The sequence below is a fragment of the Streptomyces sp. NPDC048565 genome, from assembly GCF_040650935.1.
Taxonomy (GTDB): domain Bacteria; phylum Actinomycetota; class Actinomycetes; order Streptomycetales; family Streptomycetaceae; genus Streptomyces.
Window position 1 is genome coordinate 17,968 of sequence record NZ_JBEZIH010000034.1, and the last position, 23,702, is coordinate 41,669.

The following is a 23,702-nucleotide window of genomic DNA, read 5'->3' on the forward strand; positions in this document are numbered from 1 at the left end:
CCCGTCCCTCAGGAAGACACCGTTACCGGTCCCCGGGCCGCCGCCGTGGTGGCGGCCCGGGGACCGGCAGCGTGCAGGACCGACCCGGGCCACGCCCCGAACCCCTGCGGCTGCCGTGTTCGGCGGTTGGGGCATGGCCGGAGGCGCCGTGGCCGGGCGGCTGCTGGCGTCGGCCCTCACGGGCGAGGAAACCCGAGTGGGCGGGGCCGCACGACCCGCGTCGTCTGTGGAGCACCCTCCGGGAGGGCTCGGCTCTGCTGAAGCAGCAGGCGGAGGTCGCCCGGCACTTCGTCGGTGACCGCAGGTCGAGGGGCCCGCCCGCTCAGTCGGCGCCGACGTCGTGCACAGACACGCGAATCGTGCCGAGGGTGCTGTCAGCGGCATCGGGGATGAGCATCCCCCCGTCGGCACCGGTGCACAGGTAGTTCACCGCGGCCTGGTCGAGCACCTCGCCGGGAAGGGCCGCGGGGATCCCTGGAGGGTAGGGCGTGAGCATCTCGGCACAGACACGGCCGACCGCCTGGCCTGCGGGAACCTGCTCGACATCGCCGAAGAAGGCGTCGCGCGGAAGCGTCGCCTGCCGCAGACGGAGGTCGCCGGGGTCCGGGATGCGGATGTCCGGGGCCGGTGGCAGCTCGTCGGCGCGGGCCACGAGGTCACGCAGGCCGTCGAGGAGGCGCGCCGTGGTCGCGTCGTCGTCGGCGTGGGTGAGCTGGGCGTTGATTCGCCGGTGGTCGGAGGTGTGCAGGTTGATGCGATGATTTCGGCGCAGCCAGTCGGCGGCGTCGTAACCGCTGAACTTGACTCCACTCAGATCGATGAAGACCTGGAGGGGGTCCAGATCGAAGGCGCGCCCGGGCGCGCAGAAGTCGTCGCGGTCGTTGACGTGCAGGCCATCGATGGCCTCGATGGATTCGCGCACACGGCGGGCCCTGGAGAGCGCGTCGTCCAGGAGCTCGCGGCCGTGCTCGACCATCTGGCGACGCCAGCCGTCGAGGGCGGCGTAGATGAGGACCGAGGGGCTGGTGGTGTCCAGGAGGTCGGCGCGGGAGGCGAGGGTCGAGGCGGCGACCAGGTCGCCACGCAGGTGGAAGACCGACCCTTGTTCGAGCCCGGAGCCCATTTTGTGGACCGACGTGACGCACACGTCCGCGCCGGCGTCCATGGCCCAGGTGGGCAGCTCGGGGTGGAAGGGCAGGTGCGCGCCCCACGCTTCGTCCACGATCAGCGGTACTCCGTGCTCGTGGCACAGCGTCGCGATGGCTCCGATGTCGGCGCAGGTTCCGTACGGGGTGGGACTGGTGACCAGCGCCCCCCGCGCATCCGGGTGCTGCTCGAACGCCGCCCGGAAGGCCTCGGGGGCCGGCGGGTGGGCAAGGTGAAGATCGGGGTCCCACTGGGGATCGACCCACACCGGGCGGATACCGGCAAGGATCAAGCCGGAGATGACCGATTTGTGCGCGTCGCGTCCGACCAGAAGCTTTTCGTGCGGTCCGGCGACGGACAGCATGGCGGCCTTCACCGACAGCGAGCTGCCGCAGGTGGAGAAGAACGTGTGCTCCGCACCGACGGCGTCGGCCATGAGGTCTTCCGCCCGCTCCAGGACCTTCTTCGACTGTGTCCGGTCGTCCAGGCCGGACACCGCGAGCATGTCCGCACCGAAGAGAGCGTCTCCCAGCACAGCCCTTACTCTCGGGTCGGCTCCCCGGCCCTGCTTGTGACCGGGCGGGGTGAACGGCAGTTGCTCCTGTGCCTGGTACGCCTTCAGGGCGTCGAGAACGGGAGCTTTCGAGTGGTCCATGGTGTGCGGCTTCCCGGTGCAGGAGGGCGAAAACGATACGGGCGCAGGCCCAGGGAGACGGCGCCGGGAGCCCCGGTCGGGGGCGGCGGGAGCGTCCGTCTCGTGACGCTCCCGCCGCCCCTGCCGGCGAGCTGGGACAGCGCGGATCGTGACTGGCGTCCCTGTCAGAGAGCGGGTGTGAAACGGTCCCAGGCCCGGTGCCCCCGCAGGAGACCGGCCACGGCCTCCAGGACCGCGGGTGCGGCTTCACCGGACACCACGCCCGCCGAGTTCGCGGGCAGACCGGCTGATTCCAGAGCGTTGGCACCTGCGCCCCAGGCTCCGATGGCCTTGCCATGGCGGAACGCCTCGGTGATCATCAGCAGGAGCCGGGGGTCCACGCCGGTGGCCACGGCAGCGCTGTCATCGGCCTTGGCGTCGCGGGCCCCGTAGGCGTCCGCCGCCGGGGCCGGTGCTCCGGCCAGCAGAATGGCGTCGAACTCGACGGACCGGGCGGTGGTGAGGGTGCGCTGCACGGTGACCGGATCGTCGCCCGGGCCGAGCGTGCCTCCCGCCGGTGCGATGACCAGCGGAACCATGCCGGCGTCGAGGACCGTACGCCGCACTTCGCGCACGCCGTCCAGGTCGTCCGCGCCGTCGGTGACGATGCCGATGATCCGGCCGTCGACGGGCCATTCCTGGCCGAGCTGGGACAGTGCGGGGCTCGGTGCGACCGGCGCCTGCGGGATACTCGCTTCCGGTGCCGGAAGGCCCAGACCGGCAGCGACCTGCGTACAGAGATCCGCGTCGATGTTCGCGAGCACCCGCAGCGCCCGTTCCTTGACGGCCTGCTCCCAGCACTTTCCGAGTTCGAAGGTGTAAGCGGCGACGATGTGTTCCCGCTCGGTGGGGGTCATGCTGAGCCAGAACAGCCGGGCCTGGCTGAAGTGGTCGTCGAAGGAGGCTGCCGCGTCACGCACCTTGCGGGCCGCCGGTACCTCGGCGGGAACTTCGATGTAGGCCCCGGTGTCCGCGCCTGCGAGGAACGGGCAGCCTCCGTCGAGGGAGTTGGGCCGGTACGGTGCCACACCCCGGTGCACCGCGGTCTGGTGCATGCCGTCCCGCAGTGTGTCGTTGACGGGTGCGTGCGTGCGGTTGATCGGCAGCTGCCCGAAGTTGGGCCCTCCGAGCCGGCTGATCTGGGTGTCGAGGTAGGAGAAGAGACGCCCCTGCAACAGCGGGTCGTCGGTGACGTCGATGCCGGGCACCAGGTGGCCGACGTGGAAGGCGACCTGTTCGGTCTCTGCGAAGAAGTTCGACGGATTGGCGTTGAGGGTCATCAGGCCGATCGGACGGACCGGAGCCAGCTCCTCGGGCACGATCTTCGTCGGGTCCAGCAGGTCGATGCCCTCGAACATCTGGTCCTCGGTGTCCGGGAAGGTCTGCACTCCCAGCTCCCACTGGGGAAAGGCACCGGCCTCGATCGCGTCCGCGAGGTCGCGTCGGTGGAAGTCCGGGTCCATACCGGCGGTGATCTGTGCTTCCTCCCACACCTGCGAGTGCACGCCCAGCTTCGGCTTCCAGTGGAACTTCACCAGCGTGGTGGAGCCTTCGGCGTTGACCAGCCGGAAGGTGTGGATGCCGAAGCCCTCCATCATCCGGTACGAACGCGGGATGCCGCGGTCCGACATGTTCCACAGCGTGTGGTGGGTCGCCTCCGTGTGGAGGGTGACGAAGTCCCAGAACGTGTCGTGGGCGCTCTGCGCCTGCGGGATCTCGCGGTCCGGGTGCGGCTTGCCGGCGTGGATCACGTCCGGGAACTTGATCGCGTCCTGGATGAAGAAGACCGGGATGTTGTTGCCTACCAGGTCGAAGACGCCCTCGTCGGTGTAGAACTTCGTCGCGAAGCCCCGGGTGTCGCGCACGGTGTCCGCCGATCCGCGCGAGCCCAGGACGGTGGAGAAGCGTACGAACACCGGCGTCTCGACACCCTCGGCAAGGAAGGCCGCCTTGCTGATCCCCACCGCGGCACCGTACGCACGGAATACGCCGTGCGCGGCGGCGCCGCGGGCGTGTACGACTCGCTCGGGAATGCGCTCGTGATCGAAGTGAGTGATCTTCTCGCGCAGATGGTGGTCCTGAAGCAGCACAGGACCACGAGGGCCGGCCTTCAGGGAGTGGTCGGTGTCGTACAGGCGCGCACCCTGGGCTGTTGTGAGGTAGGCACCATCCTGGGCGACCTGGCTCTGCGGGACTGCGGTGTCCTGCCCGGTGGGGCTGTAGGTGTCCGGTCCCCGCTGGTCGTGCGTGGGCGGGAGCGGTTCACGCGCTTCGGTCGGCTCCTCGACGGACGCGGCTTCCGGGCTGGGGGCGCCCGGAATCTCGTTCGCCGGGCGCGCTGCCTCCCGAACCTTCTCCACGACCTTGTCAGCGGCAGCCGATACGGGATTCTTCTTCTCGCTCACTGGGGTCCGATCCGTTGACGGGCAGTGCCACCAGGCGCAGAGCGATCAGCACTCGGAAGGCAGATATCGACTGGCCACGGGTACCCCCCGCCGCGGCGGCCGACACATGTACTGCGCCATCCGGAGGCTCGGTGCCGCACTGCCGGTCGGCAACATGCACGCCGTCGTCGCGGTGGGACCATGGCCTCATGGGGAAAGCTCTCTCATCCTGATTGACATGATCAACACCTACGAGCACCACATCCGCCATCTCCGGGTCGCCGTCCCCGAGGACGCCGTTGCTCACATTCACAGCGACCTCGCCGACGCCGCCCTGCTCATGATGGAGCGCAACATGCAAGCCACCATCACCACGGCCGAGACGGTCGAGCTCTAGCCGTCGGCAGGCCTGGACCGACCGGCGAATGGAGGGCGGCGCAGCGCCGCACGTGCGGCGTTGGCGCCGGGAGCTCCGTGCACGCCGCCGCCCGGGTGGGCCGAGGCCGAGGCGAGGTACAGGCCCTTCACGGGTGTTCGGGGCCGGCCGGTGCCGGCCGTCGGGCGGAACACCAGCTGCTGGTGCGCCGCTGCGGTCCCACCGTTGATCGCGCCGCCGTGCAGGTTGGCGTTCATGGACTCGAGCGTGGTCGGCGCGAGAAGACGCCGTGACGTGATGCGGGAGCGGAACCCGGGTGCCCAGCGTTCGACCTCGTTCTCCATACGGTCGGCCATGGCTTCCTGCTCGCGCCGGTCCCATCGCCCCGTCAGGCCGTCCTCACCCGCGTCTCCCTTGATCCGGTGCGGCACATGGGTGTACGCCCAGGCCGACTCCGTGCCGACGGGCGAGCGCGTGGAGTCGGCGGTGGTCATCTGCCCGAAGAGAAGGAAGGGGCGGTCGGGCACCTGGCCGGTCGCGATCTGGGCAGCGAAGCGGGTGAGACCGTCGACCCCGTCGGCCAGGTGGACGGTTCCCGCCGTGGACGCGTCCCCGGCCGTCCAGGGCACGGGACCGTTCAGCGCCCAGTCGACCTTGAACGTCGCGAAGTCCCACTGGAACCGGCGCAGGTCGCTCAGCAACCGGCCGGGCAGGTGCCGTGCGGCGACCAGTTCGCCGTACAGCGCCGGCGCGGACACGTCGGCGAGGACGGCGCGGGAGGCAGGTACGGCTTCGCCCCCCGCGGTGCGTACGCCTACGGCGCGTCCGCCGCGTACGACGACCTCGGTCACGCGCTCTCCGCAGCGGACCACGCCGCCGTGTCGCTCCAGCCGGCGCACCAAGGCCGCCGTGAGCGCCCCGGCTCCCCCTACCGGGACCGGGAAGCCGTAGGTCTGGCCGAGCATGGACATGAGCCATCCGAAGCCTCCGCTTCCCGCGGCCTCGGGGCCGAGGTCCGCGTGCAGCGCGTTGCCCGCGAGGAGGAGCCTGGCCCCTTCGCCGCGGAACTCCTCCTCCCCGAGGCGGCGCACGGGCAGCAGCATCGTCCGGGCCATCCGCAGACCGCCGGACACCCGGAGCCTGGCGGCAAGACGGAGAGCGGAGCGTACCGGCGGGAAGGGGGTGAACAGGGCCTGCGTCACCGCAGCCTACTCGCGCGGTTGGCGGACATCGTGGAGCGAACACCGAAGGGCGCGCATCACACAGCGTGACCGCAGGCCCCTGGCTGCCCGAACGGCGAGGCGGGGGCACGACGGACCCGTAAGGCCCGGAACACGTGGAGGTATCGATGCCGGACGCGGTGGTTGTCGGGGCGGGGCCGAACGGTCTCGTCGCCGCGAATCTCCTCGCCGCTGCGGGGTGGAGCGTGGAGGTGCTGGAGGCGCAGCCCGAGCCCGGCGGTGCGGTCCGCAGTGACCGTGGTGTCCATCCCGACTACGTCAGCGACCTCTTCAGCGCCTTCTACCCGCTGGCTGCGGCCTCGCCGGTTCTCAACGGCCTGGAACTCCACGAGGAAGGGCTCAGATGGAGCCGTGCCCCGCGTGTGCTGGCGCACCCGTTGCCGGACGGCCGATGCGCGGTCCTCGAACGCGGGGCGGAGGACACAGCGACGGGACTGGAGACCTTCGCGGCGGGCGACGGAGCAGCCTGGCTCGATCTGCACGGAACATGGAGCCGCCTGGGGCCCGACATCCTGCAGATTCCGGTATCGGGCGGGCAGTCGCACTCGCCTACGCGCATGAGGGCGCCGACGTCCTGTCGCTCAGGGGACCAGCAGGGTCTTGATCATGCCGTCCTGCTTGGCCTGGAAGGTCTTGTACGCCTGCGGCCCCTCTTCGAGCGGCAGCCTGTGTGTGGCGAAACGGTCGACGCCCAACGGGTCCTCGTCGGTGAGGAGCGGGAGGATGTCGTCGACCCAGCGCTTGACGTTGGCCTGTCCCATCCTCAGCTGGATCTGCTTGTCGAACATGGTCAGCATCGGCAGGGGGTCGGCCGCTCCTCCGTACACACCGACCACCGAGATCGTTCCACCCCTGCGCACCACGTCGACCGCTGCCCGGAAGGCTGTCAAACGGTCCAGGCCCGCGGTTTCCATCAGTCGCTCCCCGAGCGCGTCGGGCAGCATTCCCACGACCGTGTGCGCGGCCTTTGCCACGGGGGCGCCGTGTGCCTCCATGCCGACCGCGTCGATCACCGCGTCGGTACCTCGTCCGTCGGTGAGATCGCGGATGGCGTCGCCCAGGTCCTTGCCGTGCCGGCGCAGGTCGAGGCACTTCACTCCGTCCGCGGCGGCGCGGGACAGCCGTTCGGGTACGAGGTCGACACCCACCACCAGGCCCGCACCCCGGTGCCGGGCGATCCGCGCCGCCATCGCACCGATCGGCCCGAGTCCCAGGACGGTTACCGTGCCACCGGGCGGGATCGCCGCGTACTCCACGGCCTGCCAGGCGGTGGGAAGCACGTCGGAGAGGTAGACGAACCGATCGTCCGCGGGCCCGTGCGGAACCTTGATCGGCAGGCTGTCCCCGAAGGGCACACGCAGCAGCTCCGCCTGTCCCCCGGGCACCTGGCCGTACAGCTTGCTGAAGCCGAAGAGAGAGGCACCCATGCCACGCTCGCGGACCTGCGTCGTCTCGCACTGGGAGTGCAGCCCGCGATCACACATGTAGCAGTGCCCGCACGAGATGTTGAAGGGGACGACGACCCGGTCCCCAGGGGCGAGCGATGTCACCTGAGAACCGGTCTCCTCCACGACACCCATGGGCTCGTGGCCGAGGATGTCCCCCGGATCGAGAAAGGGGCCGAGGACCTCGTACAGGTGCAGGTCCGAGCCACAGACGCCGGTGGAGGTGATCCTCACGATGATGTCCGTCGGATCCTCGATCCGCGGATCGGGCACGGTCTCCACCCGGACGTCCCTCTTGCCTTGCCAGGTCAGTGCGCGCACGATGTGCATCCTTCCGGAGGGGCTGAGCGATTTGTGCCGGTGCCGCTCTTGGGCCGGAACCTTTTTCACGCGGGGACTCCGGCTTGTGTACGCCACTGTTCACTGTCCCGCCCTTCAGGGCTCCGCGCATGCCGACGGACCGCTGTGGCACGCCCACGGCCACGGATACCCGAAGGCGGGCTCCCCGACCTCCGCCGGTACGGGCACGGGCACGGGCCACGGCATGGAACGTCACGCCAGAATTGACGGCTCGGGCCACGGAGGGTTCGGATGGCGCCGTCACACAGGACCGACAGCGGATTCGAACCCACGACTGGAAAGCAGGGTCTCCATGAGCACAGGCAGGATGCACGCCGACGAGCCGGACATCGACACCGCCCTCGTGCGCCGGCTGATCGCCGGTCAGTTCCCCGGCTGGAAGGAGCTACCCGTCGAACGGGTCAGCTCCTCCGGCACCTCCAACGTCATGTACCGCCTGGGCGAGGACATGGTGGTGCGGCTGCCGCGCCGGTCCGCGGCCGTGCAGGACATCCACAAGGAGCACGTCTGGCTGCCCCGGCTGGCCCCGCGGCTGCCGGTACCCGTACCGGTGCCCCTGGCAAAGGGAGCGCCGGCCGACGGCTACCCCTGGCCCTGGTCCGTATACCGCTGGCTGGAGGGGCACAATCCGGGCAGGGAACCCCTCCGCGAGCCCGCCCCGCTCGGAGAGGACCTCGCCGGGTTCATCACGGCGCTGCGCCGGATCGATCCGGGCGACGGGCCGGCCTCGTACCGCGACGAACCGCTGCGGGAGCGGGACGCCGTGACGCGCAAGGCGATCGGTGAGCTGAGCGGGGTCGTCGACGCCGCCGCGGCGACCGCGGAGTGGGAGGCGGCCCTGGCCGCTCCCGCGTGGGACCGCCCGGGCGTCTGGATCCACGCGGACCTGCAACCGGGGAATCTGCTGCTGGCGCGAGGTCGGCTGAGCGGCGTCATCGACTTCGGTTGTCTGGGTCTCGGCGATCCCGCCGTCGATCTGATCCCGGCCTGGTACGTCCTCCCCGCCGAGGCCCGGGGCGTCTTCAGATCCGCGCTGGACTGCGACGACCACGCCTGGGCGCGCGGCCGGGGCTGGGCGCTGTCGGTCGCTCTCCTCGAACTGAGCTACTACCGGGAGTCCGCCCCGTCCATGGCGGCCATCGCCCGCCGGGTGATCGACGAGGTGCTCGCGAGCCGGCCGGCCGCCTGAGGCGCGGGCCCGCGGTCCGTCGGCTCCCTGTCAGGGGGTCGCCGCGGAGACCACGTAGACGACCGGAGCCGCCGGATCCGTCATGTTGACGGTGATCGTCTGGGTGGGGCGCGGGTTCTTGTTCGTGTGGACCGTACCCGCCCAGTCGACGCCCGGTCCGAAGAACCACCCGGTGATCCTCGTGTCCCGTTCGCCGATGCTGACCTTGCCGGTCTCCAGCGCGGCCCGGCCGGTGCCGACACCGCTCAGGAAGCGGTCGAGTCCGGCGGAGGTCGTACGGAACTTCACGTACATCCGGCTGGCTTTCCAGTTGTTCGTCTCGTAGTACTGGACGCCTTCCGCGTTGCCCGGGACGGGCAGTTCGAAGATCCGGCGCTGCATGCCTGACGGCCAGTCCTCGCGCAGCCCCTGGGCCGCGGCCTCGGCCTCCTTGTCCTGGCCGGAGCGGCGGCTCTGGCCTGCGGAGATCACCAGGTAGCCGGCCGGGATGCCGATGAGCAGCACGATGATGGTCAGCGTGATCAGGCGCCGTCTGATCACCTTGCGCCGGTCCTGGTCCTGGGGAGGCGTCCCGCCGCCGTCCCCCGGGGAACCCGAGGTGCCTGAGGGACCCGAAGAGCCCGACGATCCCGAGGACCCGGAGGAGCCGGAAGCCCCGGAGGACCCCGAGGAGCCGGACGTAGGGGGCTGGCGCGGCACGATGTGGTGCTCGGCTGCGGTCATGTTCGGTGATCCCTCGAAGCTGCGGTACGGAGCGGAGTGCGGGTGGCCCGGGGTGCCGCGGGGCGCGGCCCGCGGGTCACTCGGCGGGCCGGGTGCTACGCGTGTTACGGATGGTGCTCGCGGCCTGGTCGTAGAACTGCGCGTACCGCTCGTAGCGCTCGACCCGGCGGCGGTTGGTCCGCCGGAATCTCCGGGCGACCAGGCGCGCCAGGTCGGCGGCGCCGACCATGCCGGCCTCGGGGCCGAGCTGCGCCTTCGCGATCCGGGCCTCAGGGCGGTAGCCACGGCCGGTGAGCTGACGCTTGAAGGCGTCCCTGGCCGGGCCGATCAGCAGATCGTCGGCGGCGCTGACACCACCGCCGATGACGAAGCAGGACGGGTCGAGGGCGGCCGCCAGATTCGCGATGCCGACGCCGAGCCACTGGCCGATGTCCTGGAGGAGCTCGACGCACATCGCGTCGCCCTCACGGGCCAGCTCGGTGATGAGCGGCCCGGTGATGTCGGGGATGTTGCCCTTGACCCGCTCGATGATCCCGTACGCGACCGGGGAGTCGGCGGCGGCCAGCTCCTTGGCCTCACGCACCAGGGCGTTGCCCGAGCTGTACTGCTCCCAGCAGCCACGGTTGCCGCACGGGCAGCGGTGTCCCGCGGGCACGACCTGCATATGGCCGAACTCACCCGCGACCCCGTACTTGCCGCGCTTGACGTGCCCGTCCTCCAGGATCGCGCCGCCGATTCCGGTGCCCAGCGTGATCATGACCAGGTGGTCCTCGCCGCGGCCGGCGCCGAAGCGCCATTCCGCCCAGGCCGCCGTGTTGGCGTCGTTGTCCACCATCACGGGGACCACAAGACGGGAGGCGAGGGCGTCGCGGAGGGGCTCGTCGCGCCAGGCGAGGTGCGGGGCGAACAGCACCTTGGAGCGGTCGGCGTCGACCCAGCCCGCCGCGCCGATCCCGACGGCGTGCACATCGTGCCGGTCGGAGAGGTCGAGGACCAGCTCGACGATGGTGTCCTCGACGACCTGGGGGCTCTTGGACTTGTCCGGCGTCTCGGCCCGGATGGTCTCCAGGATGTTGCCGTCGGCGTCGACGACCCCGGCCATCACCTTCGTCCCGCCGATGTCGATGCCGACCGTGGGGACTCTGGGCGCCGTGAGGTGCGAGCGCCGCTCCTTGGTGCCGACGGTCCGCAGGACGGTGGCGCGGGCGGAGCCGCGGTGTGTGAAGTCGCGGTACGTGCTCATCGTCCCTGCGCAGGTCGGGGGGCCGGGCGGTGATCAGTCCGGCGGCGGACGGCGCCCGCCGTACCCGATTCTGCCATTCCCGCGCCCCCGGAACGGATCTGCGGGCCGGAGGCGAGGGAAGCGGGACAGGGTTTACGGGGTGTCGTCACCGGCCGGACGGCCGTCGATCCGGTCGGGTGACGGGGCTCGCTCCAGCTCGTGGCTGAGCTGGTCGAGCTCGCTCCCACCGGCCATCTGACGCGTCAGTTCGTCCAGCGTGACGTCGTCCTTGGTGTGGCTGCCGGACATGACGCCGCGCTTCAGCAGCACGAAACGGTCACCGACGAGATACGCGTGGTGCGGGTTGTGCGTGATGAGGACCACGCCGAGGCCGGCGTCCCTGGCGGCCGCGACGTACTTGAGCACGACCCCCGACTGCTTGACGCCGAGCGCCGCGGTCGGCTCGTCGAGGACGAGGACCTTGGCACCGAAGTACACGGCGCGCGCGATGGCCACGCACTGGCGCTCACCGCCGGAGAGCGTGCCGATGGGCTGGTCGACGTCGCGGAGGTCGATGCCCATGCGCAGCAGCTCCGCGCGGGTGGTCTCGCGCATCCGCCGCACGTCCAGGCGCTTGAACGGGCCCGAGCCCTTCGTCGGCTCGGAGCCGAGGAAGAAGTTGCGCCAGACCGGCATCAGCGGGACGACGGCCAGGTCCTGGTAGACGGTGGCGATACCCCGGTCCAGGGCGTCGCGCGGGTTGACGAGCGTGGTCTCCTCGCCCTCGATCAGGAAGGTACCGGCGTCGTGCCGGTGCAGCCCCGCGATGATCTTGATGAGGGTCGACTTGCCGGCGCCGTTGTCGCCGAGCACGCAGGAGATCTCCCCCGCGCGGACCTCGAGGGAGACGTTCTCCAGGGCCTTGATGTTGCCGTAGTACTTGCTGACGCCGTCGAGCTCGACGAGTGCCTGGCCGGCCGTGTCCCGGGGGGCCGGAGCCTGGGTGGCCGTCATTTCGTCGCCTCCGCGCGCTTGCGTACCCAATGGTTGAGCAGGGTGGCCAGGAGCAGCATCGCTCCCAGGAAGAACTTGAACCAGTCGGGGTTCCACTCCGCGTAGACGATGCCCTTGCTGGTCATGCCGAAGATGATCGCGCCGACCGCTGACCCGATCGCGGAGCCGTAGCCGCCGGTGATCAGACAGCCGCCGATGACGGCCGCGATGATGTAGATCAGCTCGTTGCCGACGCCCTCGCCCGACTGCACCACGTCGTAGGAGAACAGCAGATGCTGGCCCGAGACCCAGGCGGCGAAGGCGACGCCGAGGTAGAGCCCGATCCGCGTGCGGATCACCGGGACGCCGACCGCGCGGGCGGCGTCTGCCTGGCCCCCGACGGCGAAGATCCAGTTGCCGAAGCGGGTGCGGATCAGGATCCAGGTGGCGATCGCGACGAGCGCGGCCCACCACAGGATGGTGACCTTCAGCTCGACGTCGCCGATGGTGAGGTAGGAGGCGAAGACCTTACGGGCGGAGGCGAAGCCCTCCATGTTCCCGATGGACTTGGTCGAGACGGTCTCGCCGATCAGCTTGGTGAAGCCGAGGTTCAGGCCGGTCAGCATCAGGAACGTGCCGAGCGTGATGATGAAGCTCGGCAGCTTGGTGCGGGTGAGCATGAAGCCGTTGAAGGCGCCGAAACCCAGGGTGACCAGCAGCGACACGAAGACGCCGACCCAGACGTTGGCGGTCATCTGGTAGCTGAACATCGAGGAGATCAGCGCGGAGCTGGTCACCATGACACCGGCGGACAGGTCGAACTCGCCGCCGATCATCAGCAGCGCCACGGGCGCGGCCATGATCCCGATGGTGGAGGCCGCGTACAGCACCGTGCCGAGGCTGGAGGTCTGCAGGAAGCTGTCCGCGACGAGCGCGAAGAAGAGGAAGACGGCCACGGCCCCGACGACCGAGCCCAGCTCGGGGCGGCCGAGCAGCTTGCGCAGCGGGGATGTGCGCAGCAGGCGTTCGTCGGTGTGGGACGCCGCCGGTTGCCCGGTCGCTGTCATCGCGTCCCCCGGTTCGTGTAATCGGCGAGCGCGTCGGCGTCGTCGGCGGTGATGACCTGCGGGCCGGTCAGGACGGGCAGGCCGCCGCCGAGCACGTTCTGGTTGTAGCGGTAGAGCCAGAGCAGGTCGACGGCCTCGTACCCCTGGAGGTAGGGCTGCTGGTCGACGGCGAAGCCGAGCGTCTTGTTCTGGAGGCCGGTGGCGACGCTCGCGTTGAGGTCGAAGGTGTCGATCTCGGCCTTGCTGCCCGCGGTCTGCTTCGCCTTGACGGCCGCGGCGGCGAACGGGGCGCCCAGCGTCACGACGGCGTCGATGCTCTTGTCGGAGTCGAGCTTGGCCTCGATGGACGCCTGGACGTCGGGCATGTTGGTGCCGTCGACGTAGAGGTTCTGCATCGTCCCGTCGAAGGACTTCTTCGCTCCGGCGCAGCGCTGCTCGTGGCCGACGTTGCCCTGCTCGTGCAGGATGCACAGGGCCTTCTTGCGGCCCCGCTTGTCGAGCTCGTCGCCGACGGCCTCGCCCGCGATGGACTCGTCCTGGCCGATGTGCGTGAGGGCGCCGAAGGCCTTGGACTCGGCGGAGCCGGAGTTCACCGTGATGACCGGGATGCCGGCCTTGACGGCCTTGGCCACGGCGGCCTTCATCGAGTCGGGCTTGGCGAGCGAGACGATCAGGCCGTCGACCTTCTTGTCGATCGCGGTCTGGACGAGCTCGGCCTGCTGCTGGCCCTCGTCGTTGTGCGAGTAGAGGAAGTTGATGTTGTCCTTGGCGGCCGCCTGCTCGGCGCCCTTCTGGACGATGTCCCAGAAGGTGTCGCCGTCACCCGAGTGGGTGACCATGGCGAACGTCCAGCGGGGCGTGTTCACCGCGGACCGGCCCTCGGCCGCCTGCTGGGCGGCGCGCTCCTCCGCCCGCTTGCCGCCGGTGCTGCTGCATCCCGCGAGGGAGGCCGCCAGCACCGTTGCCAGCACGGCGCCCATCACGCGTACCCCTGTACGAACCCTTGCCACGACGCCGTGCCCTTCTTGTGCTGCTCGCTGTGCTGCCTGGTGAAGCCGGGGAGGGCGGAGTCGCCGCCCGGCGGGCCAAGTATCCCCGAGCCCGGACCGGTGTGACCCGGCAGGGGCGCGGGCCGCGCCCTCACGTCGTTCTAGCGACCCCGCATGACCGCGTCAACGATTTTGTCCGAACATTCTGACCCCGGGCCCGCGGAGCCCGGAATCTCAGGACCGGACCAGCAGCTGGAACTCGAAGGCGTACCGCGAGGCGCGGTAGACGTGCGAGCCGAATTCGACCGCCCGGCCGCCGTCGTCGAACGTGATGCGTTCCATCGTCAGCAGTGGCGCTCCCGCCGGCTCCGCGAGCAGTTCTCCCTCCTCCGCTGTGGCCGCGCGGGCCCCAACGGTCTGCCGGGCGCTGTGCAGGGTGATCCCCGAGGCGCGCATCATCCGGTACAGACCGGTCGACTCGAGCCGCTCGGCGGAGAGGTCGAGCAGTCGCGTCGGCAGGTGGTTGCGCAGCAGCGCGATCGGCTCGTCGTGCGCGTACCGCACGCGCTCGACGAAGTTGACGTCGCCGCCCTCCTCGACCCCGAGTGCGGCGGCGATCTCGGGGGTGGCCGGCTCGACCGTGCTGCGCAGGACGCGGGTCGTCGGCTGCCGGCCTGCGGTCTCCAGGTCGTCGTAGAGGCTGCTCAGTTCGAGCGGGCGTCTGATCCGGCTGTGCACGACCTGGGTGCCGACCCCGCGCCGGCGCACCATGAGCCCCTTGTCGACGAGCGACTGGATGGCCTGGCGGACGGTGGGCCGGGACAGCCCGAGCCGCGCGGCGAGGTCGAGTTCGTTGCCGAGGAGGCTGCCGGGTGCGAGGCGCCCCTGCTCGACGGCCGCCTCCAGCTGCTGGGCCAGCTGGTGGTAGAGCGGGACGGGACTGCTGCGGTCCACGCCAAGCCCCAGGGCGGCGGAGTCGGCGGTGGGTTTGGGCACGGCAGGGAGCGTACCGCGTACGGTCGCGCCGCACCCTTCGGTTTGTCAGGACATATAGTTGACAGTGCGCCCGGGGAGCGGCACGTTGGGTCCATGCGCATCGGAATCATCGGCACGGGCCGGATCGGCTCCTTCCACGCGGGCGTCCTTGCACGCCACCGCGCCGTCACCTCGCTGGTGGTCGCGGACGCGGACGCCGCCCGCGCCGCCGAGGTCGCGGCGCGGACCGGGGCCGCCACCGCCGCATCCGCCGACGAGGTGCTCGCGGCGGGGGTGGACGCCGTCGTGATCGCGTCGGCGACCTCGGCACACGCCGATCTCATCGGCCGCGCGGCACGCGCCGGGCTGCCCGCCTTCTGCGAGAAGCCGATCGCGCTGGACCTGGCGGGGACCCTGGGCGCGCTGCACGAGGTCGAGCGAGCCGGCAGTGTGCTCCAGTTGGGCTTCATGCGCAGGTTCGACGCGGGGTACTCGGCGGCGCGCACCGCGGTGCGCACCGGGGCGCTCGGCCGGCTGCACACCGTGCGGGCCACGACGTCCGACCCCGCTCCCCCGCCGGCCGCGTATCTGCCGCTCTCCGGCGGCCTGTTCAGGGACTGCTCGGTGCACGACTTCGACATCCTGCGGTGGGTGACGGGCCATGAGGTGACCGAGGTGTACGCGACCGGCTCGGACGCGGGCCCCGCCATGTTCCGGGACGCGGGCGACGTGGACACGGCGACGGCGCTGCTGACCCTGGACGACGGCACGCTGGCCACGGCGACGGCCACCCGGTGCAACGGGGCCGGTTACGACGTCCGCATGGAGCTCGCGGGCGAGCAGGACCAGATCGTGGTCGGCCTCGACGACCGTACGCCGCTCGCGTCCGCCGAGCCGCAGGGGCCGCCCGCGCCGGCCAAGCCGTGGCCGGGCTTCCTGGAGCGGTTCGCCCCGGCGTACGAGGCCGAGCTGGACGCGTTCCTCGCCGTCGCACGCGGGGAGCGGGCGAACCCGTGCGACGGCCGCGAGGCACTGCACGCGCTGCGCATCGCCGAGGCGTGCGAGCTGTCGCGCGCGCGGCACCGCCCCGTACGGCTGACGGAGATCGCCGAGGCCTGAGGACCTGGTACGGGATCGGGCCGGCGGGCCGCTACCAGGCGACCGGCAGGCTCTCCGGGCCCCGTATCAGCATGCCCGTACGCCAGGACAGGTCCCGCGGATCGGTGTCGAGCCGCAGACCGGGGCAGCGTTCGAGGAGCGACCGCAGGGCGATACGGGCCTCGATGCGGGCCAGTGGAGCGCCCAGACAGTAGTGGATGCCGTGGCCGAAGGCGACGTGCCCGCGGGCGTCCCGGGTGATGTCGAAGCGGTCGCCGTCCGGGAAGCGGGCGGGGTCGCGGTCGCAGTCGGCCATCGCGACCAGGACGAGCTCGCCATCGCCGGGGATCACCGAGCCGGAGACCTCGATCGGTTCGGTGGTGAAGCGGTAGGTGGGGGTCTCGACGGGTCCCTCGTAGCGGAGTGTCTCCTCGACAGCGTTGTCGATGAGCCCGAAGTCCGCGCGCAACAGGTCGAGTTGACTGGGATGGGTGAGCAGGCTCAGGACGCCGTTGGAGATGAGGTTGACCGTCGTCTCGTGCCCCGCGACCAGCAGCAGCCAGGCCATGCCCGAGAGTTCGTCGGGGGAGAGCTGGTCGCCGTCGTCGTCCGAGGTGTGGATCAGCGCGCTCATCAGGTCGTCCCCCGGAGCGGCACGCTTCCGCGCGATCAGCCCGGCGAGGTAGTCGGTCATGGCGGCGCTCGCCCGGCCGCGTGCGTCGGCGTCCAGCGACGAGACGGCGATGTTGGACCATTCACGGAACGCCTGCCGGTCCAGGGACGGCACACCCAGCAGTTCGCAGATGACGGCCATCGGCAGCGGGAACGACAGCGCCTTGACCAGGTCGGCGCTCCGGGCAGGCCCCGCGGTCATGGAGTCGAGGAGACGGTCCGTCATCTCCTGGATGCGAGGGGCCAGTTGTTCCATCCGGCGTGGGGTGAACTCCCGGGCGACGAGCTTGCGCAGCCGGGTGTGGGTCGGAGCGTCGCTCCCCAGCATGTTCGTCCCCGCGGACACCTTGCCGATGCCCAGCGAGGGCGACGCCGACTGCCAGTTCTTGGAGAGCCGTCGGTCGGCGAGGAGGGCACGCCCCGCCTCGTAGCCGACGACGAGCCAGGCCTCCGCGCCTTCCGGGATGCGGACCCGGTGCACGGGGCCGCGGGCGCGTAAGCGTGCGTAGACGGGATAGGGGTCGCGGATGAAGGCGTCGCCGAGCGCGCCGAGGTCGAACAGGGTCTCTGTGGGCTCTGTGAGCTCTGTGGTCAACGTGTTTCTTCCCTTCGGGCCGGACCTGCGGAGAGAACGGTCCCCTGTGCCACCGCGCACAGGGTCTCCGCTCCCTCGTCGTCCGTCGTGTACAGATCGCAGCGCACGACGGCCTGCCTGCGGCCGGTGTGCACCACATCGGCGCGGGCGCTCAGGGTGCGCCCGCTCGCCGGGCGGACGTACTGGATGGAGAAACCGCCGGTCAGGACGGCCGCTCCGAGCGTCGTCCCGGCGGCGAACGTCAGCGCGTTGTCGGCCGCGTAGGACAGCACCCCGCCGTGCAGGAAGCCGTTCTGCTGGGTGAGTTCCTCGCGCACGTCGACCTCGAGCACGGCCCTGCCGTCCCCGAACTCCGTGATTCGTGCGCCGACGAGCGCGCTGAACGGCTGGCTGTCGAGTACCTGCTGTGCGGTGTCGAGGGAGAGTTCACCGGTGGAGGTCGCGGGGGTCGTGGCGGTCGTGGGGGTCTTGGACGTCATGAAGCCCATCCCACCTCACCAGCGCACCGGAAGATGGCGGACGCCCCGGAGCAGCATCCCGGGCAGCCAGTCGGGTTCTCCTCCGTCCGGGTCGCGGACCAGGCCGGGGCAGCGTTCCAGCAGCGCGCGGATCGCGATGCGGCCCTCCATCCGGGCCAGCGGGGCGCCCAGGCAGAAGTGGATGCCGTGCCCGAAGGCCAGATGGCCCTGCGCCTCGCGCCGGATGTCGAAGGTGTCCGGGTCCGGGTAACGGTCGGGGTCACGGTCCCCCGAGCCCAGCGCGACCAGCACCGCCTCGCCCTTCGGTATGACGACCGGGCCGACCGGCACGGGTTCGCGAGTGAAGCGGAAGGTCGCCGTCGCCACGGGTCCGTCGTAGCGGAGCATCTCCTCGACGGCGCCGTCGATCAGCTCGGGCCGGGCGCGGAGCAGGGCCAGCTGCTCCGGGTGGTCGAGCAGGGCACGTACGCCGTTGGCGATCAGGTTGACGGTCGTCTCGTGGCCTGCCACCAGGAGCAGGAACGCCATGCCGATCAGTTCGTCCGGCGACAGACGGTCACCGTCCTCGTCGTTCGCCTGGATCAGGGCGCTCATCAGGTCGTCGCCCGGGGCCCGGCGCTTGTCCTCGACCAGCGCGTCGAGGTAGGCGCCCATCGCGTCGACCGCCTCGTTCTCCTTCTCCGGGGAGACGGGCGTGACGATGGCGTTGGACAGCGCTCTGAAGACGTCCCGGTCGATGTCGGGTACGCCGAGGAGTTCGCAGATCACGGTCATCGGCAGCGGGAAGGCGAAGGCGTCGACGAGGTCGGCGCTCCCGGTGGGCACCATCGCGTCGAGAAGATCCTCGGTGATCTGCTCGACGCGCGGGCGCAGCGACTCGATCCGCCGGGCGGTGAACTCGCGTGAGACGAGCTTGCGCAGCCTGGTGTGGCGTGGGGCGTCGAGCTCCAGCATGTTGGCGTTGATCGCGTTGCTCGACGCGGAGAACTGCTCCGTGGTGCGCCAGTCCTTGCTGAACCGCTGGTCGGCGAGGGCCGAGCGGGCCTCCTCGTAACCGACGACCATCCAGACACGCTCGAAGTCATCCGTACGGACCTGGTGCGCCGGCCCCTCGGCACGCAGTTTCGCGTAGTGCGGATACGGATCGGCGCTGAAGCCCTCCGCCCCGCGCAGATCGATCACTGACATCGTCCCGCCCCTTTTCCGGTCTGACCGTGGTCTGACCGGTTCAGCCTAGGCGGCCGTCCCTGGCCTCGTCCTCGTCCTCGTGGAGGAGACCCGCGTCGTGCACCAACAGGGCGATCTGGACGCGGTTGTCGAGCCCGAGCCTGGCGAGGATCCGGGACACGTGCGCCTTCACGGTGGCCACGCTCAGATGGAGCGTCGCCGCGATCTCCGCGTTGGAGCTGCCCCGGCCGACGGCCGTGGCCACGTCCTGCTCGCGCTCCCCCAGTTCGGCGAACCGCTGCCTGGCGCGCGTCCTGCGGGACCGGCGCTCGTCCGCCGGGTCTCCCGCCGCGCGGGCCATGAGTCTGCGGGTGACGGCGGGCGAGAGGACGGGCTCACCGGCCGCGACACGCAGCACCGCCTCGACGATCTGGGCCGGCGGGGTGTCCTTGAGGACGAACCCCGCCGCGCCCGCGCGGATGGCGCGGAGCACCTGCTCGTCGGCGTGGAAGGTGGTCAGGACGATGACCTCGGGTGCACCTGCCCGTCGCCGTAGCTCCTCGGTCGCGGCCAGTCCGTCCATGACCGGCATGCGGATGTCCATGAGCACGACGTCGGGGTGCGTCCGGTCGACGAGGGCCGCGACCTCGGTGCCGTCGGCGCACTCCCCCACGAGGTCGATGCCGGGCGCTCCGCCCAGCATGAGGGCGAGTCCGGCCCGCACGAGCGGGTCGTCGTCGACGACGGCCAGCCGGACCTGTGGCGCCTCCGGAGACGTGGGAGAACTCATGAGGGCCACGGTAGCCGGGCACGGACCGCGAATCCGCCGTCCGGCGTGGGCCCGTGCTCCAGACCGCCGCCGGCGAGGCTCGCGCGTTCGGTGAGGCCGATGAGCCCCTGGCCGGAGCCCGGGACCGGTTCGAAGGGTCCGGCGGGAGCGGGGTTGCCGACCTCGATGGTCAGCCCGTCACCCGGCCCGCCGGCCACGGTGACGTCGACGGGGGCTCCCGGGGCGTGTTTACGGGCGTTGGTCAGCGCCTCCTGGGCGATGCGGTAGACGGTGCGCCCGGTGGCCGCCGGTGCCAGGGCCGGGTCGGTGACGCTGTTGGCCAGCCTGACCTCCATGCCGGCGGAGCGGGACTCGTCGATCAGGGCGTCCAGGGTGACGAGGGTGGGCTGGGGCCTGTTGCCGTCGTCGCTGTCACCCGGGGCACGCAGCACGCCGATGATCTCGCGAAGGTCCTGGAGCGCCTCGTGGGCACTGTCCCGGATGACTCCGGCGGCCCTCGCGACCTCGGCCGGGGGCGCGTCAGGCCGGAATTCGAGGGCGCCCGCGTGGACGCTGAGCAGGGTCAGCCGGTGGGCGAGGACATCGTGCATCTCACGGGCGATGGCCTCGCGCGCCAGCCGCTGTGCCTGTTCGGCGCGGAGCGCGGCCTCGGTCTCCGCGCGGTGTGCGCGTTCGCGCAGGGTGACGACCAGCTGCCGGCGGGACCGTACGACCATGCCCCAGCTGAGCACCAGCAGGGCCAGCAGCACCCCGATGATCGTGGACGCGAGGAAGGAGGTGGCCGGGTCGGGGCGCAGGAGCGGCTGGACCGGGACCGTGGCGATGGCGACCGCGCCGACGACGGCCACCGGCTTGAAGGGCCGGTGCACCGCCAGTCCGAACAGGGCGACCATCATCGCGCCGCTCGCGACGGGCTCCACGACGCACAGCAGGGTGAGGACGAGGGCGACCGCCACGGGCCACCGGCGGCGGGCCCAGAGGGCGCAGCAGGCGGCCGCTCCGAGCAGCGCGTCGGCGAACACGACACCCTCGGGGGTGGAGCCCTCGGCTTCGACGGCGGCGAGGACGATCATCCCGAACCCCGCGGCGCAGAGGAAGAGGACGAGGTCGACGATCCAGTCCCGTACGGTCCTGCGCGGACCGCCGGGCCGCTCGTGGCCGGTCAGCGCGGAGGGCAGCAGCCAGGGGTATTCCGTACGGGGCATGCCGACAAGCTACGCAGTCGGGGGCATCGTCCGGCGCCTTCGCGGCGGGAGAGATACCGAAGTCGCACGATCCGATACTTCCGTAGGGGCGCCGATGCCTCAAGGGCCTTTCGTTCGGATCAGGCCGGATCGGCGAGCGGCCTGGCGTCGGCGCGGCGGCGCCCCCACGCGGTGCCCGTCAGCACGAGTACCGCGCCCACCGCCCCCAGGACGCCTAGGCGCTCGCCGCCGATCGCGATGCCGGTGGCGGCGGCCCAGAGCGGTTCCGTGCCGAGCAGCAGGCTGACCCGGGACGGCGAGGTGCGGCGGACCGACCACATCTGCACGAAGAACGCGAACAGCGTGCAGAACACGGACAGGAAGAGCAGCCCCGCCCACTCGGTGGCACCGAAGCCCGCCGCCACCGTCCAGGGTGCCGGGCCGGTCCCCGGGACCGCGGCCAGGACGGCGAAGACCGCGACGGCGCCGCCGAGCTGCACCGTGGTCAGGGAGAGCGAGTCGGCGTCCTGGACCGCCTTGATCCGCGCCATGGCCAGGACGTGGACCGTACGGGCGAGGGCCGCGAGCAGCATCAGGAGGTCGCCCGCCGATGGGCTGGTGAAACCGCCGCCCTGGGTCAGCAGCACCACACCGGTGACCGAGAGGCCGGCCGCCGCCAGGAAGGCTCCCGGCGGCCTGACCCGGGTCACGGCGGCCTCGGCCAGCGGGGTGAAGACCATCGTGAGGCTGATGATGAGTCCCGCGTTGGTCGCCGATGTGTGCACGACGCCGTACGTCTCCAGCAGGAAGATCCCGCTGAGCACCAGGCCCAGCAGGCCCGCGCCCCGCCACTGCGCGCCGCTCAGCGCGCGCAGCCCGCGCCACCCCGCGACGGCGAGCGCGGGCAGCACCACCGCGAAGCGGAGCACGAGGACGGCGATCACGGTGTGTGTCGTGGTGATGCCCTTGGCCGCCAGGTAGCTCGCTCCCCAGGCGGCGGCGACGAGCAGGAGCGGCAGGTCGGTGATCCACGCGCGGCGGGGCGGGGCGAGAGCGGGAGCGGGCAGAGCGGCAGCGGACACCTTGTTCTCCTGGGTTCTCCACAGCGGGAAGGGATGTGGAGACCTCACCGGCTCGCACGGAGCGATCACCGTACCGAACGGCCGCCCCTGCCGGGAACCTCTGTCCGCGGGCTGACTCGGCCACCAGTTCGCAGGGTTCGTCGCCGGTCGAAGCGGTCCTGCGGCGGCGCCGTCTCCTCCTAGAATGTCGGTCTTGGGACGCTAGGACACACGGAGTTGGCACATGGGTGGAGCGCGGCTGGACGGACGGGTCGAGCGGGGGAACCAGACCAGGCAACTGGTACTGGGGCGCGCGGTCCAGGTCGCATCGACCGAGGGTCTGGAGGGCCTGTCGCTCGGCCGGCTGGCCATGGAGCTGAAGCTGAGCAAGAGCGGCGTGTTCGCCCTCTTCGGATCCAAGGAGGAGCTGCAGCTCGCCACCGTGCGGGCCGCCGTGACCGTCTTCGTCGAGCATGTGCTCACCCCGACGAGGGCGGCGCCGCCCGGTCTGGGGCGCGTGTGGCGGATGTGTGAGAGCTGGCTCTCCTATTCACAGCGCCGGGTGTTCAGCGGCGGCTGCTTCTTCTACGCGACCATCGCCGAGTTCGACTCCAGGGAGGGCAAGGTGCACGACGCGCTGGCCTCCACGCAGACGGGCTGGGTCACCTTCGTGGAGGAGACCATCGAGGAGGCCAGGGTGCGGGGTGAACTCGTCGCGGACGCGGATGTCTCACAACTGGCCTTCGAGCTCATCGCGTTCATGGAGCTGGCCAACGCCGAGTCCGTACTGCACAACAACAACCCCGGCTACACCAAGGCGGCCCGGGCGATCCTGGGGCGGCTGCACGCCGTCGCCACCGACCCCTCGGAGCTGCCCGGGGCCCCAGGGGGGCAGTAGCCGGGGCGGGGCGGCTCCTGTCACGCCGCGGGCGGCGGGTCGAAGTCCTCGAACCGCGCACGTCCTCCGGGCCGGTAGGTGAGGATCGCGATGCCGCTCCCGGTGGTCCTGGCGCCGATCAGCTCGAAGGCCCTCGGCTGCCCGCCCTCCGGGAAGAGGTGCTTGCCGCTGCCCAGGTAGACCGGGTGGACGAGCAGGTTGACCTCGTCGATGAGGCCGGGCCCGCCGTTCGCGTGCGCGGCGTCGTACGCCAGGAGGGACTGCGCGAGTGTGGCGCTGCCGTGGATCTGCAGCTCACCCTCCTCCATCCGCTCCTTCAGCCGGGCCACCTCGGCCGGCACATCACCGGAGATCACGGTCGTGTTCTCCCACGCCGGGTCGGTCAGGGTGGTGGAGACCACGTACTTGGGCAGGGTGTTGAGGCGTGCGGCGATCGGGTCCTGCGGGTCGGTGACCCGGGGCCAGTAGCCCGCGAAGATGTCATACGTACGCCGTCCGAGCAGGTAGGCGCCCGACCGGTCGAAGATCTCGTTGATGAAGGCACCCATGTCCTCGTCACCGAAGAAGGGCACCTGCCAGCCGCCGTACTCGAATCCCCCGCTGGTGTCCTCCTGGGTGCCTCCGGGCGCCTGCATCACGCCGTCCAGGGACACAAAGGTGTTGAGAATCAGCTTCGCCATGGTCCTGCTCCTTCGCTCCGCCGCCGGGTTCATGGCCGTGGGTCCCGGCGGTCCTTCCGCTTCCACCTGTTCCGACCCAACTTTCGGCCGGAAGTCATCGGTGCGCTCGGCGAAGCCTGCGGTCAGGGCACCCGACACCGGCGCCGCCTACACGCTCCTGTCCACGCGCTGCCGCAAGGACTGGTCCGAGGAGGACCTCGGGGCGCTCGTCGACCACCGCGCGCCACGCCCGGCGACCCGGCCTAGGCTGGCAGGTACGGACGGCACGTGAACG

At 71.0% G+C, this 23,702-nt stretch carries 20 protein-coding genes and 4 pseudogenes; 7 read left to right on the plus strand and 17 right to left on the minus strand.

Annotation, left to right across the window (positions count from 1 at the left end):
* Positions 1–118 precede the first annotated feature (118 nt).
* Positions 119–302, plus strand: a pseudogene (locus tag AB0C75_RS31680) (FAD-dependent oxidoreductase); the annotation flags it as partial.
* A 20-nt stretch (positions 303–322) separates the two neighbouring features.
* Here AB0C75_RS31680 and AB0C75_RS31685 read toward each other — a convergent pair.
* Together AB0C75_RS31685 and AB0C75_RS31690 are read right to left on the minus strand one after the other, a co-directional pair.
* Positions 323–1,801, minus strand: a complete 1,479-nt coding sequence (locus AB0C75_RS31685; protein ID WP_362895291.1) for an aminotransferase class I/II-fold pyridoxal phosphate-dependent enzyme — start codon at positions 1,799–1,801, stop codon at positions 323–325.
* Between the two features lie 164 nt (positions 1,802–1,965).
* On the minus strand, positions 1,966–4,245 hold the full coding sequence (locus tag AB0C75_RS31690; protein WP_362895293.1) for a catalase: 2,280 nt from the start codon (positions 4,243–4,245) through the stop codon (positions 1,966–1,968).
* A 232-nt stretch (positions 4,246–4,477) separates the two neighbouring features.
* Between AB0C75_RS31690 and AB0C75_RS31695 the strand changes: the two are divergent.
* Positions 4,478–4,621: pseudogene (locus AB0C75_RS31695) on the plus strand (cysteine hydrolase); the annotation flags it as partial.
* Here AB0C75_RS31695 and AB0C75_RS31700 read toward each other — a convergent pair.
* Positions 4,618–5,793: pseudogene (locus AB0C75_RS31700) on the minus strand (NAD(P)/FAD-dependent oxidoreductase); the annotation flags it as partial. The pseudogenes AB0C75_RS31695 and AB0C75_RS31700 sit on opposite strands and share 4 nt — an antisense overlap.
* Before the next feature lie 155 nt (positions 5,794–5,948).
* Here AB0C75_RS31700 and AB0C75_RS31705 point away from each other — a divergent pair.
* Positions 5,949–6,356 (plus strand): annotated as a pseudogene (locus AB0C75_RS31705) (FAD-dependent oxidoreductase); the annotation flags it as partial.
* Between the two features lie 66 nt (positions 6,357–6,422).
* Here AB0C75_RS31705 and AB0C75_RS31710 read toward each other — a convergent pair.
* Positions 6,423–7,607 carry a zinc-dependent alcohol dehydrogenase gene (locus AB0C75_RS31710; RefSeq protein WP_362895295.1) on the minus strand — a complete coding sequence of 395 codons (1,185 nt, stop codon included), beginning with the start codon at positions 7,605–7,607 and terminating at the stop codon, positions 6,423–6,425.
* 331 nt (positions 7,608–7,938) lie between these two features.
* Between AB0C75_RS31710 and AB0C75_RS31715 the strand changes: the two genes are divergently transcribed.
* Positions 7,939–8,835, plus strand: a complete 897-nt coding sequence (locus AB0C75_RS31715) for an aminoglycoside phosphotransferase family protein (RefSeq protein WP_362895297.1) — start codon at positions 7,939–7,941, stop codon at positions 8,833–8,835.
* A 30-nt stretch (positions 8,836–8,865) separates the two neighbouring features.
* On the opposite strand, the gene AB0C75_RS31720 is transcribed toward AB0C75_RS31715, so the two are convergent.
* The 6 genes from AB0C75_RS31720 to AB0C75_RS31745 all read right to left on the minus strand — a co-directional run bounded on the left by AB0C75_RS31720 (position 8,866) and on the right by AB0C75_RS31745 (position 14,825).
* Positions 8,866–9,558, minus strand: coding sequence for a hypothetical protein (locus AB0C75_RS31720; protein ID WP_362895299.1), 693 nt, complete (start codon positions 9,556–9,558; stop codon positions 8,866–8,868).
* A gap of 76 nt (positions 9,559–9,634) precedes the next feature.
* Positions 9,635–10,801 carry an ROK family glucokinase gene (locus AB0C75_RS31725; RefSeq protein ID WP_362895301.1) on the minus strand — a complete coding sequence of 389 codons (1,167 nt, stop codon included), beginning with the start codon at positions 10,799–10,801 and terminating at the stop codon, positions 9,635–9,637.
* A gap of 132 nt (positions 10,802–10,933) precedes the next feature.
* The gene (locus AB0C75_RS31730; protein ID WP_362895303.1) at positions 10,934–11,794 is read right to left on the minus strand and encodes an ATP-binding cassette domain-containing protein; all 861 of its coding nucleotides are present in this window, start codon (positions 11,792–11,794) and stop codon (positions 10,934–10,936) included.
* Complete coding sequence (locus tag AB0C75_RS31735; protein ID WP_362895304.1) at positions 11,791–12,840, minus strand: ABC transporter permease; 1,050 nt, start codon at positions 12,838–12,840, stop codon at positions 11,791–11,793. The genes AB0C75_RS31730 and AB0C75_RS31735 overlap by 4 nt, the downstream gene beginning before the upstream one ends.
* Positions 12,837–13,820, minus strand: coding sequence for a substrate-binding domain-containing protein (locus AB0C75_RS31740; protein WP_362895391.1), 984 nt, complete (start codon positions 13,818–13,820; stop codon positions 12,837–12,839). The genes AB0C75_RS31735 and AB0C75_RS31740 overlap by 4 nt, the downstream gene beginning before the upstream one ends.
* A 243-nt stretch (positions 13,821–14,063) precedes the next feature.
* The gene (locus AB0C75_RS31745) at positions 14,064–14,825 is read right to left on the minus strand and encodes a GntR family transcriptional regulator (RefSeq protein WP_362895306.1); all 762 of its coding nucleotides are present in this window, start codon (positions 14,823–14,825) and stop codon (positions 14,064–14,066) included.
* Positions 14,826–14,918: 93 nt separating this feature from the next.
* Between AB0C75_RS31745 and AB0C75_RS31750 the strand changes: the two genes are divergently transcribed.
* Positions 14,919–15,923 (plus strand): Gfo/Idh/MocA family oxidoreductase, encoded by a 1,005-nt coding sequence (locus tag AB0C75_RS31750; RefSeq protein ID WP_362895308.1) that lies wholly within the window; start codon positions 14,919–14,921, stop codon positions 15,921–15,923.
* Between the two features lie 31 nt (positions 15,924–15,954).
* Here the strand turns inward: AB0C75_RS31750 and AB0C75_RS31755 are convergent, their stop codons facing one another.
* From AB0C75_RS31755 to AB0C75_RS31780, 6 genes are all read right to left on the minus strand, one after another.
* Complete coding sequence (locus tag AB0C75_RS31755; protein WP_362895310.1) at positions 15,955–17,169, minus strand: cytochrome P450; 1,215 nt, start codon at positions 17,167–17,169, stop codon at positions 15,955–15,957.
* Positions 17,166–17,648 carry a PaaI family thioesterase gene (locus AB0C75_RS31760; RefSeq protein ID WP_362895312.1) on the minus strand — a complete coding sequence of 161 codons (483 nt, stop codon included), beginning with the start codon at positions 17,646–17,648 and terminating at the stop codon, positions 17,166–17,168. The genes AB0C75_RS31755 and AB0C75_RS31760 overlap by 4 nt, the downstream gene beginning before the upstream one ends.
* 15 nt (positions 17,649–17,663) lie before the next feature.
* Positions 17,664–18,836, minus strand: a complete 1,173-nt coding sequence (locus tag AB0C75_RS31765) for a cytochrome P450 (protein WP_362895314.1) — start codon at positions 18,834–18,836, stop codon at positions 17,664–17,666.
* A 40-nt stretch (positions 18,837–18,876) separates the two neighbouring features.
* A complete protein-coding gene (locus AB0C75_RS31770; protein WP_362895317.1) occupies positions 18,877–19,605 on the minus strand; it encodes a response regulator transcription factor in 729 nt (242 codons plus the stop codon).
* Positions 19,602–20,810 carry a histidine kinase gene (locus AB0C75_RS31775; protein ID WP_362895320.1) on the minus strand — a complete coding sequence of 403 codons (1,209 nt, stop codon included), beginning with the start codon at positions 20,808–20,810 and terminating at the stop codon, positions 19,602–19,604. Before AB0C75_RS31775 ends, AB0C75_RS31770 begins: the two co-directional genes overlap by 4 nt.
* Before the next feature lie 119 nt (positions 20,811–20,929).
* Positions 20,930–21,871: a DMT family transporter gene (locus AB0C75_RS31780; protein ID WP_362895322.1), complete on the minus strand. Its 942-nt coding sequence runs from the start codon at positions 21,869–21,871 to the stop codon at positions 20,930–20,932.
* A gap of 223 nt (positions 21,872–22,094) precedes the next feature.
* On the opposite strand from AB0C75_RS31780, the gene AB0C75_RS31785 reads away from it, so the two are divergent.
* A complete protein-coding gene (locus AB0C75_RS31785; protein WP_362895324.1) occupies positions 22,095–22,748 on the plus strand; it encodes a TetR/AcrR family transcriptional regulator in 654 nt (217 codons plus the stop codon).
* A 20-nt stretch (positions 22,749–22,768) separates the two neighbouring features.
* Here AB0C75_RS31785 and AB0C75_RS31790 read toward each other — a convergent pair whose 3' ends face one another.
* On the minus strand, positions 22,769–23,428 hold the full coding sequence (locus AB0C75_RS31790) for a dihydrofolate reductase family protein (protein WP_362895326.1): 660 nt from the start codon (positions 23,426–23,428) through the stop codon (positions 22,769–22,771).
* On the opposite strand from AB0C75_RS31790, the gene AB0C75_RS31795 reads away from it, so the two are divergent.
* Positions 23,406–23,699, plus strand: a complete 294-nt coding sequence (locus AB0C75_RS31795) for a hypothetical protein (protein ID WP_362895328.1) — start codon at positions 23,406–23,408, stop codon at positions 23,697–23,699. The genes AB0C75_RS31790 and AB0C75_RS31795 overlap by 23 nt on opposite strands.
* Positions 23,700–23,702 lie beyond the last annotated feature (3 nt).

Bases quoted from the DNA above. Each gene is read 5' to 3' on its own strand.
- AB0C75_RS31685 (WP_362895291.1), bottom strand. From the start codon at position 1,801: ATGGACCACTCGAAAGCTCCCGTTCTCGACGCCCTGAAGGCGTACCAG.
- AB0C75_RS31715 (WP_362895297.1), top strand. From the start codon at position 7,939: ATGAGCACAGGCAGGATGCACGCCGACGAGCCGGACATCGACACCGCC.
- AB0C75_RS31720 (WP_362895299.1), bottom strand. From the start codon at position 9,558: ATGACCGCAGCCGAGCACCACATCGTGCCGCGCCAGCCCCCTACGTCC.
- AB0C75_RS31725 (WP_362895301.1), bottom strand. From the start codon at position 10,801: ATGAGCACGTACCGCGACTTCACACACCGCGGCTCCGCCCGCGCCACC.
- AB0C75_RS31730 (WP_362895303.1), bottom strand. From the start codon at position 11,794: ATGACGGCCACCCAGGCTCCGGCCCCCCGGGACACGGCCGGCCAGGCA.
- AB0C75_RS31735 (WP_362895304.1), bottom strand. From the start codon at position 12,840: ATGACAGCGACCGGGCAACCGGCGGCGTCCCACACCGACGAACGCCTG.
- AB0C75_RS31740 (WP_362895391.1), bottom strand. From the start codon at position 13,820: ATGGGCGCCGTGCTGGCAACGGTGCTGGCGGCCTCCCTCGCGGGATGC.
- AB0C75_RS31750 (WP_362895308.1), top strand. From the start codon at position 14,919: ATGCGCATCGGAATCATCGGCACGGGCCGGATCGGCTCCTTCCACGCG.
- AB0C75_RS31760 (WP_362895312.1), bottom strand. From the start codon at position 17,648: ATGACGTCCAAGACCCCCACGACCGCCACGACCCCCGCGACCTCCACC.
- AB0C75_RS31765 (WP_362895314.1), bottom strand. From the start codon at position 18,836: ATGTCAGTGATCGATCTGCGCGGGGCGGAGGGCTTCAGCGCCGATCCG.
- AB0C75_RS31770 (WP_362895317.1), bottom strand. From the start codon at position 19,605: ATGAGTTCTCCCACGTCTCCGGAGGCGCCACAGGTCCGGCTGGCCGTC.
- AB0C75_RS31775 (WP_362895320.1), bottom strand. From the start codon at position 20,810: ATGCCCCGTACGGAATACCCCTGGCTGCTGCCCTCCGCGCTGACCGGC.
- AB0C75_RS31785 (WP_362895324.1), top strand. From the start codon at position 22,095: ATGGGTGGAGCGCGGCTGGACGGACGGGTCGAGCGGGGGAACCAGACC.
- AB0C75_RS31790 (WP_362895326.1), bottom strand. From the start codon at position 23,428: ATGGCGAAGCTGATTCTCAACACCTTTGTGTCCCTGGACGGCGTGATG.